The following is a 17,925-nucleotide window of genomic DNA, read 5'->3' as shown; positions in this document are numbered from 1 at the left end:
GGGAGATTTTCCGTGCTTTTATTATTTATCATGCTCTCATTGTAGTAAATGAAATGGTATTTAAAAATAGGATAATTATCCAGTGATAAAGCTTAATATTTGAGGCTCACTGCTTATGGAATGTATAAGCACACTCGTTTTTGTAAATCTGCTAATACTTCATCGGGTATTTCTTTGATTTTAATATCCTTCCCTAGAAAAAGCAGCCAATTTATTATTTCCGTCACTTCATCGGGATTGTTAACATTGATAAAAGTTTTTAAAATGGCTGTGGATTGGTAAGGATTAGTATAAGATATTGAAATTTTTAAAGGATGGTATTTTTTGAACTGGGCAATTGCTTTTGGTCCAAGTTCAAGTACCAAGTTGATTATTTCGTCCTTCTTACTTAGTTTTTCTAAAATCTTTTTCTTATTTAGCCTTTTGTTCGTCGTGTATGGTTCGATATTAATGAGATCATCGACAGGAAACATCATCTTCTTTTCTTTTTTTAAGTCAAACCCTTCAATGATCCAATGGCTTTTTTCTTGATAAAGGTGCAATAGATAAATTGGATAAGTCTTGATTTCTTCATCTTCTTTAATGGTAATCAATAAATGGTTATCCAAAAGAAGGATTTGAATGAGTTTTTCTAACATAGGATGGGGGAGATCAGAAAGCTCAAGTAGATCGGGATTATGAGGGTTAGTCCCTTGGAAAAGCAAGAGTTGATTTAAAAGAACGAGATCATCTTGCTGGGTTTCTGAGATGAGTCCTAGTAGTTTTTCGGCTAAAGATTGACGACTCTTTAGGTAGGGAAGTTGTTGATTCCTCGTAGCCATAAAGGCAATAAAAAGAGCTTTCACTTCATTATCAGTAAAGCGAACAACGGGCAGGATAGAGTTGTGCATAACAAAATATCCCCCGGACCTCCCAACTTCAGCGACAAGTGGCATTCCCATAGCTTCAATTTCTCTAATGTCTCTAATAGCTGTCGACCGTGATATGTTAAATTCTTGTATAATTTCAGAAATTGTAAAGTGAGAGCGGTTGTTGATATACCGCATAATTGTATTAATCCGTTCAACTTTTTTCATTTTAGTCTCCTAAACAGTATCATTTTTTGATATGGTTTAAAGGTATTATAAACGTATCAGATGAAAAGATAAATCGTTTGATTAATAAAAAAAGAGGCAGGTTTTGCATATGAAAAATTATACTATAGAAGAAAAAGATAGCTTTATTGTGTTAGGTATTGGAACTGAAATTAAGAGTGAATACACAGACTTTGCTGGAATAAATAAAGAAAAGGAAGACTTTTGGTCGGCTGTTAAAGAAGATGGAAGGCTGGACACTTTAAAAGCTTTAGCGACAAATGAATACATTTTTTCCGTGAGCGAAGCGGTGAATAACAAAATGATGTATTATGCGGGTGTCATGACAGAAGCACAAATAGAAGAAGAATCTAGAGTAATCCAGTTTCCGAGGGGAGAATACTTAGTAGTGAAAGGGGAGGACAAAACGGCTGAAGAGCTAAGTAATAAGTTGACTGGTATCGCCTTCGGTCAAGCTTTACCAGATGCAAATGAGTTTGCTTATGTTGGTGGACCAAATACGACGGTTGAGATGGGGAAAAGAAACGGCTTAGTGTTTGGTGAAATGTGGATTCCAGTTGTTAGGAAGTAAAGTGATAAAAGGTGCGAATATGGGAAGTAGAGGCTAACAATCTTGGATTGTTGGCCTTTTTAACATGAATATAATATTCATATGCTGCTCCATAGTATGTTCTGATAAAATGGAATAAAAGGGGATTACTGTAAGGTGGTGGTGGGGTGAATAAAAAAAGGCTATTTGAGCTATTTATAGTAACGTTTGTTTTTCTATTCCTTCATGTAAGTACATTTACAAATGAGAAGTTTAACGATAAATTGGGTGCTTTTACTTACATTGTTTTATTTCTTATGCTTACTATCAACGCTATATTTATAGAAAGGTATTTTGGTGATATACAAAAGTGGATTCGAAATATTACATGTTGCTTTGCTTTATTCGTAGTGGTTTTAGTAGCTCTATGGATAGGTTATTTTTAGTCCTTACTTAAGAGAATGAGAAATATGTGATTACACTACATTCGATCCGATAATATTACTTAGCTGCATCGGTTTATATTAATCTTTTCTCTCCTCAATCATGATAAAATGTACAATAGGAAATTTTATGTAACATAAAGGGGGAAGGTTTATGGTCAGCTTGAGTACCTTGATAGCTTTTGCAATTGTTTCGCTTAGCATGGTTTGTTCACCTGGGCCTAATATGATTTATCTCATTTCCCGTTCCATTACGCAGGGACGTATGGCGGGATTTATTTCTTTATTGGGCATCATGCTCGGATTTGTAATCTATATAATCGCAACTATGTTTGGACTTACAGTTCTATTCCTTGCTGTTCCCGCTGTATATGAAGTAGTAAAGTGGGCAGGTGCTGCTTACTTACTCTGGCTAGCTTGGAATTCGATTAAACCGGGTGCTATATCTATTATGGAACCTCGTACGATTTCTAATGAACCACCACGGAAATTATTTTTAATGGGACTCATGACTAATCTTCTGAATCCAAAGATTGCTATTTTGTATGTATCACTTTTACCTCAATTTGAAGATCCAGAGAAGGGATCGTTGCTTTTTCAAGGTGCAGTTTTGGGGCTTACGCAAATCACTGTTAGCTTTATAGTTAACCTTCTAATTGTATGTACAGCAAGTAAAATTGCGAAATGGTTTGGCACACATCCAATGTGGCTGCGAGTGCAGCGTTGGCTTATGGCAAGCGTCTTGACAGGTCTTGCGGTACGTTTAGCTTTTGAACGTCGACAGTAAGAGTATCTAAAAAAATTGAAAATCTTTTTTTATGAAGAAATTAAATTTCATAGTGATGGTACAACAAGTACAGATGCGAATCTTACCCACGTATATGGAGAAAAAGGAGCATATACTGTGGAACTAACAGTGGAGGATAGTAAAGAACAAACAAAAGTTACTGTAAAACAAGATCCGCAAACAGGTGGATCCCTCGAAGAGGAGAAGGACTCCCCATAGGCTTGTAAAAGGGAATCTGATTACTCCTAATCAGACAGATGTTTATACGTTTGATGTTACAGTTCCGAAAGAAGTAGATATTTCTGTGATAAATGAACAAAATATTGGGACGACATGGGTACTTTATCATGAATCAGACATGTAAAATTACGTAGCTTGTGGTAAAGATGAAGGAAATACTATAAAGGGAAAATTCGTAGCGAAACAAGGAAAATATTATTTGAATGTGTATAAATTCGATGATAAAAATGGTGAATATTCATAAAGTATACTTAATATCAGTAATTCATGTAATTAGGAGTGGTTTCTATATTTAGAGAAAATACAAAAAGGATACTTTTGTCATTAGTAACAAATCCAATACTAATAATTGTATACGGGATTTTTTGTTATGAGTTGGCCTTATACTGTAAGTACGGAAGAATGAATTATAATATTTACATTATGTTATTATGTATAGTACTTTTTATATCCATAACTACATTTACTACAATGCGATTGATAAAAAATAGAGAATATAAATCTAAAAAATTAACTAATTCAATAGCATGGAGATCCATTTCTATTATCATTATTGTTGCAATTACATCATTTTATGGGATGCAGATTTATAAAAGTGCAATAAATTACAATGGCAAATTGGCATGGTTTATAGAAAAGTTAAAACATGAAAGGTCAGTTAAACTTAAACATAATAATATATATAAATCTGGAGTAGAAGGTATTTTTGAAGATATAAATAAAAAATATCCTTTGCCAAAGAAATTGTATATGGCAACTGATTTTGATCTTACATTTCATTCAGATGGAACAATCACAGCGTTTGATACATTTGTTTATGGGAAAAATGTTGATGGGAAAGAAGAAACTTATTTAATCTCTTATAATAAGAAGAAATCAGAAGATATTACTATAATACGAGATGGATATGCAAAGCCTGATTATAATGATGATAAATTAGTAGAACCTTTAATTAAAACGGTTAAGGCGATCCCAGTTAAGCAAACGGTCAAAAAATGGAATGAAAGTAAGTATGGGTTGATTTATTATGGAAAAAGAAATTGGGGATCCAATACAGAGGGAATTATTAATATTACTGAGGATGGTAAGAGGCAGAGTGTTAAAGAAGCAACTTCTGATATCATTGGATATACTGTATCTATATTTGTCCCTGGAAAAGAGAAAGAGCTAGTCCCTGCTAGATATAATTTAATAAGTGACGCAAGTTGGAGTAAATCAAAGACGCCTCCAAAAGAAGATAGGCTTAAAGAGAAGGAACAACAAGATTTAAAGAATGAAAAAGAACAGTTTTTCCTATCGAAAGAAGTTGGTTATAAACTAAATATGACAGATAAAGCATTAGGGAGCGCCTTTTATTCATTAAGCAAGACTAGTGATGAAGGGAAAACATGGGAGGTTATCAATCCAGACCCATTTAATGGGGGGATTGGTAGTGTATCAGGAATCACTTTTATAAATGATAAACTTGGGTTTTTAGGAGCAATTAGGCCTTCTGGTAATGAAGGAGAGTTATATCGCACAGATGATGGGGGAGTATCTTTCAAAAAGGTAGAATATCTGCCGCATGAAGTGAAATTAGATCATACACAGTCCACAATAACTCCTTTTGATTCACCTAGTATGCCATATGAGAAAGATGGGGTTTTTAATATGTTAGTTGGACAAGGGGCAGATGGAGACTACAATGGCGATAGTAGTGCACTTTATCAATCAAAAGATAACGGAGAGACATGGGAATTTGTAGAAGAAGTGAAAAAGAAATAATCAGAATGTTTTTTTAAAAAATAAGATAACTACTGAGCTATACATTTCATTTAGAAGTTTGGTAAGGGGTATAATTCCAGCCATAAAGATAAAAATGGACCTATACCTCGCTGCCTTTCTTTGTTTTAAAGCTTTGCGTGTGGCAGGAAAAGGCCCAGACCGCTTCTATGCATGGCCAGTTCCTCTCGTCCATTTAAAAAGATGCTTTTCTGGCTTTTTTTCATAGAGGGGTTGAATAGTTACTAAAAGTAAATAATTTAAATCGAATCATAAGCTTGCTGGAAAATTTATGGTTCGATTTTTTTTAGGGCAAAGATATCGTTCTAAACGAGTATCGCCACATCGCTATCAAGCTAAAAAAAGAGGTCACCTCCAAAACGAAAAAAACATGTTAAATTCCCATGTATTATTATATTTAAAGGAGGGGATTCAAATTGGTTAAAAACTTATCTTTACTACATGCGGTTGTTGGCTTAACCAAGGGTGCTGTATTAGAATATACGAAAAAAAGAATTCGTATTAATGTACTCTGTCCTAGTGGTGTGAAAATAGCATTAACAACAAGTGTTGAAGCTCAGTTTGCGAAAGATGGGTACGCTCCAGAAGAATCTTCCCAATATGAGAATGGATCGTTATGCTGATCCAGAAGAACTCGCTGAAATGGTTGCTTACTTAGCATCAGATAAGGAAAGTTATATGATCGGTTCAATTGTTCTTGTGGATGGTGGGCTAACTTTATAGTCAATAAAAATATCGAGTAGGGTTCTTCCCATTTAATAATTAGGGACAGTTATGACTGTCCCTAATTTACTTTTTTAAACCTGACTCAATCATTCATGTGTGCCGTTAAAAGTTTAGCAAAGTTTTGTGCGGTTTGTGATAGGTAATGATTCTTCAGCTATATTAAGTTTGTCGATGCAACTAAAGCTAATTTCGCCCAACAAGTCGAACTCCATATCCTAAAACTTCTATAGAAGTCATAAGCATTAAAAATAAAAAGATACAAATTACTTTAAAAGTAATAAACTCCATAATCATACCCCTTAAGTTTCTATAAATACATAACTCAATAATTATATTAAAAATATTCAATATTTTCATTGAAATATAAATCAATTTCTATTTTATAATCAAAAACTATACTCCTTTATTTTGAATGATGGCATCACCTTTTATTAGAATTGTCCCTTGGTTTAGCAAATGTTTTTTTGTAAATAATATATTTGTTAAACCATTAATTAAGGGGGACTAGTATGCCGCAGGATCGAAAAGAAGAAGTGCAAAACGATACATATGAAGGAAAAGAGGTTATGCCAGATAATCCACAATATCTACCGCGTCACGTGCAAATGGAGCTGCCTCCCGAATTTTCTATAAATCCTCTTTTTGCCCGCAAAGGAGAATCAGTCGTTCCGCGCTTTCACATGCCTGATGAAGGCATGTTACCAGAAACAGCGTATCAAATCGTCCATGATGAAATGACTCTTGATGGCAATGCACGCTTGAATCTTGCAACATTCGTTAGTACATGGATGGAACCTACCGCAGAGCACTTATATGCTAAAGCATTTGATAAGAACATAATTGATAAGGACGAATATCCACAGACAGCTGAAATTGAGGAGCGGTGTGTCCGCATTTTAGCCAACCTCTGGCATTCCCCCAGCCCCCTTACAACTATGGGCGTTTCAACAACTGGATCGTCGGAAGCCTGTATGCTCGGGGGGCTTGCGTTAAAGAGACGCTGGCAAAATGCACGAAAAAGAGAGGGTAAGCCGGTGGATCGGCCTAATATTGTGTTTAGTTCTGCTGTTCAAGTCGTTTGGGAAAAATTTGCGAACTATTGGGAGGTTGAACCACGCTATGTGAAGGTTAGCCCTGAGCATCCCCGATTAGATCCTCAAGGGGTCCTTGCAGCCGTGGATGAAAATACGATTGGTGTGGTACCGATTCTCGGTGAGACTTATACCGGACTTTACGAACCGGTTGCCGCCATTGCAAAAGCGTTGGACGATTTACAGGAGAGGACGGGACTCGACATTCCTATGCATGTAGATGCGGCTTCGGGCGGATTTATAGCACCGTTTCTTCAACCAGATTTAGTCTGGGATTTTCAGTTGCCGAGGGTGAAGTCCATCAATGTATCGGGACATAAATATGGATTAGTCTATCCTGGCTTGGGTTGGATAATTTGGCGGGAAGCTGATGATCTCCCCGATGATTTAATCTTCCGCGTCTCCTATTTAGGCGGAAACATGCCGACTTTTGCCCTGAATTTTTCACGTCCTGGCGCACAAGTGCTCCTACAATATTACAATTACCTGCGTTTGGGGAAAAGTGGGTACTATGATGTCCAAAGGGCTTCTCAGAAGGTCGCTCTTTTCCTTAGCAAGGCGATTCAGGAGATGGAACTGTTCGAACTTTTGTCCGATGGTTCGGATATTCCGGTTTTCGCTTGGCAACTGAAAAAAGGTTACACATTAAACTGGAACCTTTATGATTTATCTCGACAATTGCGTGTGTTCGGCTGGCAAGTACCCGCATATCCATTGCCTCCAGATCTAGAAGCATTGACGATTATGCGCGTTGTGGTTCGAAACGGATTTTCTATGGATCTCGCGCATTTATTTTTGAGGAACCTCAAACAGGCCGTTGCCTTTTTGGATTCTCTGGATGGGCCTATGCCACATGATACGAAATGTGATAATGGGTTTCATCACTAAATGAAAAAGCCTAATTTCTTCGCATTAAATTGAGAAGTTAGGCTTTTTCATATTGTTTTAGGTACTTTTTTTATAATATAATCATATTGTAAAAAAGAGGAGGATATGAATGCCTAAAATAGTTGATCAAATACAAAGGAAAAATCAGATAGCCACTGCTACTTGGCGTGTAATATTAGAAAAAGGTATCGATAAAGCTTCCATACAACAAATCGCTGATGAAGCAAACATTTCGGTTGGACTTGTTCAGCATCATTTTTCGTCTAAAAATGAATTAATTCATTATGCGATGAATTTAGTATTGAATCGAATGAAAGAACGGGCAACTACTCGTACAAATGAATTTAAAGGAACGAAAGAAGAAGCACTTAGAAGATTAATGAAATTCATTATTCCTACTAATAAAGAAGAACTGTTGGAAGGTAAGGTTTGGATTACATTCTTGGGTATATCCTTTAGTTCTCCAGAGCTTATTGAACTTCGGAAGAAAATGGATTCCCATACGAGGTATCTTATGGGAATGATCTTAGATTTAATGAAGGAGTTAGGCTACGTCACACCAGGATACAATAGAGAGTTTGAATTGGAGATACTGTACGGATTTATCGATGGGCTAGTAATTCATGTCCTTCAAACACCAGAATCCTATCCAGAAGAGAAAGTAAATCAACTAATTGAGTATTATTTAAAAGAAAAAAAGAGGGATTGATCGCATGAATAAAGTTTTCATTATTATTCTTGTAGTCGTTATCGTATTGATTATTAGGCAGCTTATCCCTAAACAAGTAGATAGTTTTGATCTTCTTGGTATACCAATCATGGCTATAATTAGAACTTATATGGGTCTTCCAAATAGATTGGACTTTATTATTACAATTGAATTAATTAGTTTGCTTATATTAGGAGCGATAGTTGGTTACTGGCAAGCTAAGAGAGTGAAAGTTTTTCATCATAACAATCAATTATGTAGTGTTGGAGGCTATTCGTATATTATCGGATGGATTATGATGCTTTTAGGGAGAATTGTAATTTTATTATTATTCAACCTTAATTCTCTCGTATCGACATTTCATGACGAACAGGAACAATTTACGAGTGAAATAATTAAAGTTCTTTCTCATGCTGGAGATTGGTTAATATGGTCTACTATTCTTGCATCTTCCATCATGTATACTGTTACTTTATATAAGAATCATCCAGATATCAGAAAAATTATACATGCTCGTTTTGAAGAAATAAAGCAACGAATAAAATATTAATGTAACTAATAAAAACGTTATTCTTTCTAATAATTTTGCTTGTTTAGAAAGAATAACGTTTTTGTTTTTTTTATACGCAAGAAATAGTTTACCTGCAGTTCCTATCATATAATTTATTGAATTTTAATATACGTTATGTATAACAGATATTTACCTTATAAAATAAGGGGGAATATTATGACTGAGACAAATGAATCTTCAGGAGTCAATTTGAAAAAAGATGTGAAGTTTTCTATTATAATTCCTGCACACAATGAAGAAAAGTACATTAGAAAATGTTTAGATTCAATTGCAAAGGCATCAGAGGCATATAAAGAGCAAACAGAAGTTATAGTTGTTTTAAATCGTTGCACAGATAAAACAGAGGAAATAGCAAAATCTTATAATTGTGTTACATTGAAAAATAACGATAAAAACTTATCTAAAATTCGAAATGCAGGGGCTAAAATAGCTAATGGAGAAATAATCGTCACTATAGACGCTGATACCATAATGACAGAGTCTATGTTGTCTAATGTAGATAAATATTTAGCTTCAGGTAAATACATTGGTGGTGGGGTAAATGGGAAGTTTGAAAGAATATCTTTAGGAATATTTCTCTCCGCAATGTTAATCATAATCCCCTTACTTTTTAAGTACGGAGCTATATCTGTAGGGATTTTTTGGTGCTATAGAAAAGATTTTATGGCAATCAACGGATTTAATGAAAACATGCTTATGGCAGAAGATGCAGATTTCGCTAAACGTTTAAAAGAGTGGGGAAAGAAAAATAATAAGAAATTCGGTACTATTAAAAATGGAATGATAACTTCATGCAGAAGATTTGATACATATGGAGACTGGACTTTACTTAAAAATCCAAAAGTAATTTTAGCTTATCTAAAAGGAAATGATAGAAAATACGCAGATAAGACATATTATGATAACCAAGAAAGATGAAAATGGAGAAAATCTGCAGGGGAGAGCTAGTACTTTTTTAGATATAATGAGAATCCAACTTAATTTAATAGATATTATAAGAAAACCATCAATTTGATTACCCTTTTTCAAATTGATGGTTTTTATTTTTGAAATAAATATGTATTTTTTTATAAAAATATTTTTTGACCCCCATAAAACTTTGTACTCCTCCGAATATGTATAGTGAAAAAAATAAATAGAAGAAAAATGACTATGAAAGAATATAGAAGTATTAATAAAATTACTAGATTAAGTGGCATCCAAAACGGAAGGATGAAATTACCAATTATATAGAGAAGAGTTATTCAAGGATTGCAGATAAAATAGAAAATGAATAAGCAAAACGAACGGTAGAAAATAAGAAAGTAGATAAAAATACAAACTTAACTTTAGTGCCGAGAGAAAAGGAAAAATCATTAAGAAAACGTTAGACTCTAAAAATATAACTAACAGCAAGAAAACAAGACCGAAGAAAAGTACCAAGAAAATCTGGTTAAATGGTCACTTGTGTAGTGGCCATTTTGCTATTTGAAGGAGGCTGGGAGATTACAAGTGTTGAGTTTAGTAATGAAGATCTTAAGAAAACCGAAAATAGAAGATATCGTATGTAACATACAAAACAACGAAGAAGATAAAGAAGCGTTTATCGTACAGTATCAGCCTTTTATTAGAAAATCAATCTCATCTGTCTGCCGCCGATATATTACAGAACAGGATGATGAATATAGCATTGGATTGTTTGCATTTAACGAAGCAATTGAACAGTATTCCTATACAAAAGGAAAATCCTTTTTAGCGTTTGCTGATCTTCTTATAAAAAGAGATGTAATTGACTATATACGTAAGGAGTCTAAACATAACTTTGTCTTTTTAAAAGAAGATGAGCAAGAGGAAATGTTAGAAATGCAAGTGTCGCTTACGGAGTATATGAAAGAGATGGAAAATAGTAACCGTAAGGAGGAAATTCTTCATTTTCAAAGTGTGCTAGCTGAGTTTAAAATCACATTCTCAGAGCTTGCTAAAGAATCTCCTAAGCATCGTGATACGCGTGAGCACTTAATAGAAATTGTAAAAATTATTATAAAAGAAGAGGAAATGATGGAAGAGCTGTTCCGAAAGAAAAAGTTACCGCTTAAACATATTGAACCGCGTGTTAGGGTAAGTCGTAAAACGTTGGAACGACATAGAAAATACATTATTGCAATGTGTATTATTTTTGCAAACAACTATACATATATTCTGGATTACATAAGAGGGGAAAAGCATGATGAATAAAGGAATTGTGATGGATATAAAAAAGCATAGCGTAGTTGTTTTAACACCAAATGGAGAGTTTATTACGTGTAAAAGAAAAGGGGATTCTTGCATGATCGGGGAGGAAATCTCATTTGATGAGCAAGAACAAAAAGTATCGCATTTTTCGATCCCTTCCTTTTTAAAACCTGCATCAATACTTGTTGCTTGTTTTCTATTTGCAGTGCTGTTTTTCTACAACCAACCAGAAGAAAAAGTATTTGCTTACGTCTCAGTTGATATAAATCCAAGTTTAGAGGTGAGCGTAACGAAGGATTTTCGTGTTATAGATTTACAGGCTTGTAATGATGATGGAAGGCGTATTTTAAAAGAATTGAAGCAATGGGAAAATAAACAATTACAAGAAGTAATACGTACTATTATAAAGCAAAGTCAAGAGGATAAGTATTTAACGAATGATAAGCAAGTTATGCTAACAGCAGTTGCAAAGGACAAGGCGCTAGAACCACAGTTAGAAAAGGCAATGAAAGAATTGAAGAAAGAATATGAGTTAAAACATATTACAGTTGAATATCAAAGTAGCACGATGCAAGTACGAGAGAATGCTAGAAAAGCTGGAATTGGCACAGGTGTCTATATAAAGCAAGAGAATGAGAAAAACAAATCGCTTACGCCTCCTGCCACGCCGCCTAATCCGGTGGGAAATGAAGAAGAGGTGCAATCACAGCCGGAGTCATCTCCTGATGCATCAGTGGATTTATCTCCTGTAGACGAAAAAAAATATGAAAAGCAAGAGCAGAAAGAACAAAAGAAAACAGAGGAACAGCCATCGAAGCAAATAAAAGAAAACAATGGAAGAGGATCTCAGCAAGAAAATAGAGGGAATCAACAGGAGAATAAAAGTAGAGAAGCTCAACAAGGAAATAATGGGAATCAGCAAGGGAACAACGGAAGAGGATCACAACAAGGGAATAATGGAAATGGGCAAGGGAACAACGGAAGAGGATCACAACAAGAAAATAATGGAAATGGGCAAGGGAGCAACGGAAGAGGATCACAACAAGGGAATAATGGAAATGGGCAAGGGAACAACGGAAGAGAATCACAACAAGGAAATAATGGAAATGGACAAGGGAACAACGGAAGAGAATCACAACAAGGAAATAATGGGAACGAGCAAGGAAACAACGGAAGAGGGTCTCAACAAGGGAATAATGGAAATGGGCAAGGGAACAATGGCAGAGGATCCCAGAAAGAAAATGGTGGAAACGAGCAAGGGAACAATGGTAGGGGGTCTCAACAAGAAAATAGAGGCCACCAGCAAGGGAATGAAAAGAAGAATCAATAGAATATGGAAGTGAGAGATTCATTTCAAAGCTAAAAGGATTTATCCCGCTATTTGCCGGGCAGTAAGACCTCCAGCTCAAAATTCAGCGGAAGCAAAGAAGTTAGGTGGGGATTGGGCTGCCCGTAAATGCCCGATTGGTGAGGGCTGATTAAAGTTGCACTTTATTATTCTATAGTTCTATTAAGAAGGAGTATGTGAAAAATATAATGGAGAAAAACATTCAACAAGAGAAAGATAAAGAAAAACCTGTTTTTTATGATCCGAAAGGAAGGAGAAACATAGCCTTTATTTCGTTTCTATGTATTTCAATAGTTAGTGTAGGTGTTGTATTCTATTTTTTCTTTCAAAGTATTTTTTCAACACCAGAAATTCCAAATATGAATACCGCTGTACAACAAGATACTAAACTTGTACCAATTAATCAAAAAATTAGTGATCAGCAGTTAAAGAAGGAAGAATTTAACCCAAATACCGAAACGAAGGATAATAAAAATTTGGTGAATCCGCCGAAGGATAGTAAACAACCTAAAGAAGTGTATGGTTTTTACGTAAACTGGGATGAAAATAGTACCGCTTCTTTAAAAGAAAATATCGATTCCTTAACTACGTTAGTACCAGAGTGGTATCATTTAAAAGCAGATTTAACGATTAGAAGTGAGATCAAACCTGAGATAGTAAAGTTGGCAGAAAAAAATCAAGTGAAGATTATGCCTTTGCTTACTAACTATACTGAGGAAGCTTCTGGTCCTGATAGTGGGCTAATTCATAAGTTACTGAATTCCTCAAATGATGTAAAGACAAAGTTTATTAATGATTTAGTAAGCCAAGTTAAAAAGAATCATTTTTCAGGAATTAATATTGACTTTGAGGCTGTACCTGAAAGTGATAGAGAAAACTTAACAAATTTTATGAAAGAACTTACTACGGAATTTCATGAACATGATTTGCTCGTTACACAAGATGTTCCAGCTAATGATAAGGCTTTTGATTATAGTGCGTTAGCAAAAATAATAGATCGAATGATTGTAATGATGTACGATGAGCACTATGGAGCCGGGGAACCAGGACCAATTGCTTCAAATAAATGGTTCCAACATACATTGAAAGAACTGAATATTCCGTCTAATAAGCTTATAGTTGCTTTCGGTAACTATGGATATGATTGGGAAGTAAATAGTAAAGAAGCTGCGAAATCATTAACTTTTTCAGAAGTTATGGCAATGGCTCAAGGTTCAAATATGAAAATTCAATGGGATAAGAGTAGTGGAAATCCTTATTTTAGATATAAAACAGGAGAGAAAGAACATACTGCTTGGTTCTTAGACAGTGTTACTCTCTATAATCAAGTGAAAATTGCAATGGAGAACAATGCAAAGGGCTTTGCATTATGGAGACTAGGAGCAGAAGACCCTACAATATGGAAAGTTTTAAAAAATCCTATTGAGGCACAAAAAAATCCTAATGTATTACATAAAATCAATAGTTTAGATGAAGTAAATTATTCTGGACAAGGTGAAATTTTACAGATTGAGAATGAAAGAAAAAATGGATTGAGAGATTTTAAAGTAGGCAAAGATGGTTATATTACAGATGAAGTATATCAATCCTTACCATCTGCATATGAAGTGCAACGATATGGAAAACCAAATGGGAAACAAGTAGTATTAACATTTGATGATGGACCAGACCCGAAATATACGCCAGAAATTTTAGATATATTAAAAGAGAATCAAATAAAAGCTGCTTTTTTTGTACTTGGTGAAAACGCACAACTAAATACTAGTATTGTAAAAAGAATATACGATGAAGGGCATGAAATTGGGAATCATACTTTCAAGCATCCTAACATAGCTGATACGTCTTTACTACGAACGAAAGTAGAACTTAATACGACGCAACGTTTAATTCAGGAAGTAACTGGACATTCTACGGTTTTATTTAGACCGCCATATGAAGCGGATGCTAACCCGGATTCATCAAATGAAATATTGCCTATTTTACGTGCACAAAATATGAACTATACAATGGTAGCGGAAAAAGTTGATCCCGAAGACTGGGCAACACCATCAACAAATGAATTAGTAAGACGTGCTCTTAATCCTATTTATAAGGGAGAGGGAAATATTATTCTTCTCCATGATGCGGGAGGGGATCGTACCCATACAGTAGAGGCGCTCCCAATCATTATTAAAGACTTAAAAAAGCATGGATATAGTTTTGTAACAATTTCAGATTTAATGAATAAAGAACGAGATGAAATTATGCCTCCTGTTTCTTCTGAGGGGAAGCAATATTTACTTTACAATAAAGCTGTCTTTTCAGGAGCTGGATATTTTAAGCATATATTAACAACTATTTTTTATATTGCTATTGGATTAGGGATTTTTCGATTTTTATTCTTAATTTATTTTGCATGGAAGCAGAAAAGAAAAACGTTATCTCGCTATATTAATTCGTCTTATCAACCTTTTGTTAGTGTTGTCATAGCGGCATATAATGAAGAAAAGGTGATAGCCAAGACGATTCACTCAATTTTGAATAGTAATTATAGAGAATTTGAAGTTATTGTTGTGGATGACGGATCGACAGATGGTACGTCAAAAGTAATGAAAGAAACATTTTATAAACACCCTAAAGTTCGTTTCATTCAGAAAGAAAACGGCGGGAAATCATCGGCAATGAACCTAGGGTTTCAACAATCGCGAGGAGAAATCATTGTCACTTTAGATGCGGATACTATTATTGCGCAAGATGCTATTTCTTTAATGGTTAGACACTTTGAAGATCAGAATGTAGCTGCAGTTTCAGGTAATGTCAAAGTGGGGAATAGACGGAATTTGTTAACTACTTGGCAACATGTTGAGTATATTACAGGGTTTAATTTAGAACGTAGAGCTTTTGATGAGTTAAATTGTATTACAGTAGTTCCAGGAGCTATTGGGGCGTGGCGCAAGAAGAATGTAGTTGAATCTGGATATTTAAGCGAAGATACATTAGCAGAAGATACCGATCTTACTATTACATTTTTACGTCAAGGGCATAGAATTGTATATGAAGAAAAAGCGCATGCTTTTACGGAATCACCTGAGGATGTGAAAAGTCTCATTAAACAGCGATATCGTTGGTCATATGGTACACTTCAATGTCTTTGGAAACATCGAAAAGCGTTGTGTAATTCAAAACATAAAACGTTAGGGTTTATTGCACTGCCTAACATGTGGTTATTCCAATATGTTCTGCAATTCATTGCTCCTTTTGCAGATATATTAATGATTATAGGACTATTTAGTAGTAATCCGCTAAAAGTTTTAGGATTTTATTTTGTATTCTTTTTAATGGATCTTTTCGCTTCTCTGTTCGCATTTAAATTAGAGGAAGAAAATCCGAAACCATTAGTATGGTTAATTTTACAACGTTTTATTTATCGTCAATTTATGACTTATGTTGTCATTAAATCTATATTCTCATCGCTTCGAGGAGTAGCGGTAGGGTGGAATAAACTAAAGAGACTGGGGAGTGTTAAACATTCCACGGAACATAAGGAGGCATCATAAAAGAGCGGACTATCTGCTCTTTTTTTCATTGATTTTAGTTAGTTGAATGTAGAGTTGTAGCATAAAAACTGCTGCTTCTATAACGAGATTCCTATTCACCATTAATAGTGAGACATTATGTTAAGCTAATCCTTTAGTTTCGGATTAAAGTTTTTTTATATTTTTTTAAAATGACGGACACAAAAACGCATATACCTTCGAATTATATATATGGATAACATAAATATGTATATAAAAGGGGAGAAATAAGATGAAAGAAAAAAAAGAAATGTTTCAAGAAATCGCTGAGGTGTTAAAGGTATTGGCGCATCCAGTTCGTCTATCTTTAGTAAAAATAATGCTTGCAAAAGGTCCTACTAATGTAACAACAATGTATGGGGATTTACAAATGCCTCAAAGTACAATTAGTCAACATTTATCTAAACTAAAAGCTGCTAAAATGGTTACAGGTACTCGGAAAGGATTAGAAATTTATTATGAGGTAACTGACAATCGCACAAAATCAATATTAGCATGTTTAGTTTAAATAATGACTTCTATTTCAAAATAAAAAACGCTATTCTTTTCTATGATTTTACAGAGAGAATAGCGTTTTTTATTTTTAAGGAGTATCTTTTTATATGCCTATAGAATGGAGTGAAAGGTTTATGGGTTTAAATGTACCTACTATTACCTTAGGTTCTAATGCGTCTAATAATGAAAAAATTCTCGGTTTAGGGGTGCTTCTTTATAGCTTACGTACAATTGAGATTAGAAAAAGTAGAGCGAGCGTTTAATGAGGCGGAAGTAGTGTTTATATGCGAAAATTTATAGAAATCTCATTTTTCTAATTGTATCTTTTTAGATTGATGGATGTGGCGTCACGTCCATCAATCTAAGAAAACAAGTTAGCTAAAAAATGATGAAAATAAACTTTATAGAAATAAAAAATATGAACGTAGAGGATGAAACAAAGTATATAGTGCTTTTTTAGTCATGTAATCTTTTAATTTGATGATCTTTTCCCCATTCAAACAGATTATCCATTATTTGCATTAAAGATTTTCCGTATTCACTTAGTGTGTACTCAACCTTTGGTGGTACTTCTTGATATACGGTACGATAGATAATCCCATCAGCTTCAAGTTGCCGAAGTTGTTGTGTAAGAACCTTTTGTGTAATGTTTGGGATTTCTCGTTTAATTTCATTTGTTCGCATTTTTCCATCCGACAAAATACATAAAATATGAACTTTCCATTTTCCACCGATTACATCGAGTGTTGTTGCAATTGGGCAATTATCATTTTGATTCATATAACACCTCCAAAGGTACTTCAAGGTTCCTATAGTACCTGAAAGTACGTACTTTTCAATTATATGTAACTCATTCATACTAATACGTAAAGGATTGATTAATTTATAAAGGGGCTGGAAAATGATGAGAACACTTGTAATTGTAGCACACCCTCATATTGAAAAATCAAAAATTAATAAAAGATGGATAGAAGAACTTGAGAAACATTCAGATGAAATTACGGTGCATGAATTATATAAGGTGGCACCGGATTGGGAGTTTAATATTGAAGAAGAGCAAAAGTTATTAGTAGAACATGACAGATATATATTTCAATTTCCGCTTTACTGGTACAGCACACCACCATTATTAAAAAAATGGTTCGATGATGTATTAACATATGGATTTGCGTACGGATCACAAGGAGATAAAGTGAAGGGGAAAGAATTTGGTGTAGCTATTTCTATAGGTGGATTAGAAAAAGACTATGAAAATAGTGGGATTACAATGGATGAGTTGACGAAACCATTCCAAGCTACATGCCTATATACAGGTATGGAATTTATACCTTCCTTTTATTTATATGGTGCAGAATATAAACTAAGTGATGAAGAGATTGATAAAAGTGCACCTGAGTATGTGCAATATGTAATGAACAAGAAGTATTCTAATATATAATGAAAAATAGCCATTTACT

General features: G+C 34.4%; 18 protein-coding genes and 1 pseudogene. 17 read left to right on the top strand and 2 right to left on the bottom strand.

Annotated elements, in window-relative coordinates:
- Positions 1-113: 113 nt before the first annotated feature.
- Positions 114-1,076: a helix-turn-helix transcriptional regulator gene (locus DN399_RS16705; protein WP_086385117.1), complete on the bottom strand. Its 963-nt coding sequence runs from the start codon at positions 1,074-1,076 to the stop codon at positions 114-116.
- 109 nt (positions 1,077-1,185) lie between these two features.
- On the opposite strand from DN399_RS16705, the gene DN399_RS16700 reads away from it, so the two are divergent.
- From DN399_RS16700 to DN399_RS28135, 16 genes and pseudogenes are all read left to right on the top strand, one after another.
- Entirely contained in the window at positions 1,186-1,665 is a 480-nt protein-coding gene (locus DN399_RS16700) for a GyrI-like domain-containing protein (RefSeq protein WP_000801038.1), read from the top strand.
- A gap of 146 nt (positions 1,666-1,811) precedes the next feature.
- A complete protein-coding gene (locus tag DN399_RS16695; RefSeq protein ID WP_001036206.1) occupies positions 1,812-2,069 on the top strand; it encodes a DUF3963 domain-containing protein in 258 nt (85 codons plus the stop codon).
- A 151-nt stretch (positions 2,070-2,220) separates the two neighbouring features.
- Positions 2,221-2,853, top strand: a complete 633-nt coding sequence (locus DN399_RS16690; protein ID WP_000254106.1) for a LysE family translocator — start codon at positions 2,221-2,223, stop codon at positions 2,851-2,853.
- Positions 2,854-2,886: 33 nt separating this feature from the next.
- Positions 2,887-3,337: pseudogene (locus tag DN399_RS28445) on the top strand (PPC domain-containing protein); the annotation flags it as partial.
- A 35-nt stretch (positions 3,338-3,372) separates the two neighbouring features.
- Positions 3,373-4,857 (top strand): WD40/YVTN/BNR-like repeat-containing protein, encoded by a 1,485-nt coding sequence (locus DN399_RS16680; protein WP_308809514.1) that lies wholly within the window; start codon positions 3,373-3,375, stop codon positions 4,855-4,857.
- A gap of 434 nt (positions 4,858-5,291) precedes the next feature.
- The gene (locus DN399_RS28440; protein WP_255478082.1) at positions 5,292-5,498 is read left to right on the top strand and encodes a 3-oxoacyl-ACP reductase; all 207 of its coding nucleotides are present in this window, start codon (positions 5,292-5,294) and stop codon (positions 5,496-5,498) included.
- The gene (locus DN399_RS28435) at positions 5,476-5,598 is read left to right on the top strand and encodes an SDR family oxidoreductase (RefSeq protein WP_006929428.1); all 123 of its coding nucleotides are present in this window, start codon (positions 5,476-5,478) and stop codon (positions 5,596-5,598) included. The genes DN399_RS28440 and DN399_RS28435 overlap by 23 nt, the downstream gene beginning before the upstream one ends.
- A 512-nt stretch (positions 5,599-6,110) precedes the next feature.
- Positions 6,111-7,580 carry a glutamate decarboxylase gene (gene gad / locus DN399_RS16665; RefSeq protein ID WP_149149834.1) on the top strand — a complete coding sequence of 490 codons (1,470 nt, stop codon included), beginning with the start codon at positions 6,111-6,113 and terminating at the stop codon, positions 7,578-7,580.
- A gap of 109 nt (positions 7,581-7,689) precedes the next feature.
- On the top strand, positions 7,690-8,289 hold the full coding sequence (locus tag DN399_RS16660; protein ID WP_006929426.1) for a TetR/AcrR family transcriptional regulator: 600 nt from the start codon (positions 7,690-7,692) through the stop codon (positions 8,287-8,289).
- A 4-nt stretch (positions 8,290-8,293) separates the two neighbouring features.
- Positions 8,294-8,839 carry a hypothetical protein gene (locus DN399_RS16655; RefSeq protein ID WP_016123079.1) on the top strand — a complete coding sequence of 182 codons (546 nt, stop codon included), beginning with the start codon at positions 8,294-8,296 and terminating at the stop codon, positions 8,837-8,839.
- A gap of 177 nt (positions 8,840-9,016) precedes the next feature.
- Entirely contained in the window at positions 9,017-9,778 is a 762-nt protein-coding gene (locus DN399_RS16650) for a glycosyltransferase family 2 protein (protein WP_000141006.1), read from the top strand.
- A 573-nt stretch (positions 9,779-10,351) separates the two neighbouring features.
- Positions 10,352-11,074, top strand: a complete 723-nt coding sequence (sigI, locus tag DN399_RS16645) for an RNA polymerase sigma factor SigI (protein ID WP_002082432.1) — start codon at positions 10,352-10,354, stop codon at positions 11,072-11,074.
- A complete protein-coding gene (locus tag DN399_RS16640; protein WP_149149833.1) occupies positions 11,064-12,401 on the top strand; it encodes an anti-sigma factor domain-containing protein in 1,338 nt (445 codons plus the stop codon). Before sigI ends, DN399_RS16640 begins: the two co-directional genes overlap by 11 nt.
- A 206-nt stretch (positions 12,402-12,607) precedes the next feature.
- On the top strand, positions 12,608-15,955 hold the full coding sequence (locus tag DN399_RS16635) for a trifunctional glycoside hydrolase family 18/polysaccharide deacetylase/glycosyltransferase family 2 protein (protein ID WP_149150122.1): 3,348 nt from the start codon (positions 12,608-12,610) through the stop codon (positions 15,953-15,955).
- 250 nt (positions 15,956-16,205) lie between these two features.
- Positions 16,206-16,481, top strand: a complete 276-nt coding sequence (locus tag DN399_RS16630; RefSeq protein ID WP_000660066.1) for an ArsR/SmtB family transcription factor — start codon at positions 16,206-16,208, stop codon at positions 16,479-16,481.
- 94 nt (positions 16,482-16,575) lie between these two features.
- Complete coding sequence (locus DN399_RS28135) at positions 16,576-16,731, top strand: hypothetical protein (RefSeq protein ID WP_001121202.1); 156 nt, start codon at positions 16,576-16,578, stop codon at positions 16,729-16,731.
- Between the two features lie 193 nt (positions 16,732-16,924).
- Here DN399_RS28135 and DN399_RS16625 read toward each other — a convergent pair whose 3' ends face one another.
- A complete protein-coding gene (locus DN399_RS16625) occupies positions 16,925-17,248 on the bottom strand; it encodes a winged helix-turn-helix transcriptional regulator (RefSeq protein ID WP_001072981.1) in 324 nt (107 codons plus the stop codon).
- 124 nt (positions 17,249-17,372) lie between these two features.
- On the opposite strand from DN399_RS16625, the gene DN399_RS16620 reads away from it, so the two are divergent.
- Positions 17,373-17,906: an NAD(P)H-dependent oxidoreductase gene (locus DN399_RS16620; protein ID WP_016123075.1), complete on the top strand. Its 534-nt coding sequence runs from the start codon at positions 17,373-17,375 to the stop codon at positions 17,904-17,906.
- Positions 17,907-17,925 lie beyond the last annotated feature (19 nt).

Origin of the sequence: Bacillus sp. AR4-2 (assembly GCF_008274865.1) — a bacterium.
Lineage (GTDB): Bacteria > Bacillota > Bacilli > Bacillales > Bacillaceae_G > Bacillus_A > Bacillus_A cereus.
This window is presented reverse-complemented; position numbering and strand designations above follow the sequence as displayed.

Coding starts and splice junctions, on each gene's coding strand:
- DN399_RS16620 (WP_016123075.1), top strand. CDS start 17,373: ATGAGAACACTTGTAATTGTAGCACACCCTCATATTGAAAAATCAAAA.
- DN399_RS28435 (WP_006929428.1), top strand. CDS start 5,476: ATGAGAATGGATCGTTATGCTGATCCAGAAGAACTCGCTGAAATGGTT.
- DN399_RS16660 (WP_006929426.1), top strand. CDS start 7,690: ATGCCTAAAATAGTTGATCAAATACAAAGGAAAAATCAGATAGCCACT.
- DN399_RS16635 (WP_149150122.1), top strand. CDS start 12,608: ATGGAGAAAAACATTCAACAAGAGAAAGATAAAGAAAAACCTGTTTTT.
- DN399_RS16640 (WP_149149833.1), top strand. CDS start 11,064: ATGATGAATAAAGGAATTGTGATGGATATAAAAAAGCATAGCGTAGTT.
- DN399_RS16705 (WP_086385117.1), bottom strand. CDS start 1,076: ATGAAAAAAGTTGAACGGATTAATACAATTATGCGGTATATCAACAAC.
- DN399_RS16655 (WP_016123079.1), top strand. CDS start 8,294: ATGAATAAAGTTTTCATTATTATTCTTGTAGTCGTTATCGTATTGATT.
- DN399_RS28135 (WP_001121202.1), top strand. CDS start 16,576: ATGCCTATAGAATGGAGTGAAAGGTTTATGGGTTTAAATGTACCTACT.
- DN399_RS16700 (WP_000801038.1), top strand. CDS start 1,186: ATGAAAAATTATACTATAGAAGAAAAAGATAGCTTTATTGTGTTAGGT.
- DN399_RS16690 (WP_000254106.1), top strand. CDS start 2,221: ATGGTCAGCTTGAGTACCTTGATAGCTTTTGCAATTGTTTCGCTTAGC.
- gad (WP_149149834.1), top strand. CDS start 6,111: ATGCCGCAGGATCGAAAAGAAGAAGTGCAAAACGATACATATGAAGGA.
- DN399_RS16625 (WP_001072981.1), bottom strand. CDS start 17,248: ATGAATCAAAATGATAATTGCCCAATTGCAACAACACTCGATGTAATC.
- DN399_RS16650 (WP_000141006.1), top strand. CDS start 9,017: ATGACTGAGACAAATGAATCTTCAGGAGTCAATTTGAAAAAAGATGTG.
- DN399_RS16630 (WP_000660066.1), top strand. CDS start 16,206: ATGAAAGAAAAAAAAGAAATGTTTCAAGAAATCGCTGAGGTGTTAAAG.